The organism is Psychrobacter proteolyticus (assembly GCF_038155145.1).
Taxonomy (GTDB): Bacteria; Pseudomonadota; Gammaproteobacteria; order Pseudomonadales; family Moraxellaceae; genus Psychrobacter; species Psychrobacter proteolyticus_B.
The window spans coordinates 1-217 of sequence record NZ_JBAKAY010000153.1 but is presented as its reverse complement, the minus strand read 5'-3'; the positions used below and the strand labels follow the sequence as shown (position 1 = coordinate 217).

The window sequence follows — 217 nt, the reverse complement described above, 5'->3', positions numbered from 1 at the left end:
TTTCGGTGAGCGCGGTACGATGGGCAAGATAAAAGCAATCACTTATGCTCGTGAAAAGAACGTTCCATACTTAGGTATTTGCCTTGGTATGCAGGTGGCAGTAATCGAGTATGCACGTAACGTACTTAACATAAACGCCAACTCTTCTGAGTTTGATCGTAAAACATCTGAGCCTATCATTGGTCTGATCACTGAGTGGTTAGATGAGCGCGGCGAG

The 217-nt window shown here is 45.2% G+C and carries 1 protein-coding gene; it reads left to right on the top strand.

Annotated features, from left to right (window positions below):
- Positions 1 to 217, top strand: a 217-nt coding sequence (locus tag V6252_RS13320) for a glutamine amidotransferase-related protein (protein WP_425355887.1), incomplete at both ends; no start/stop codon positions are given.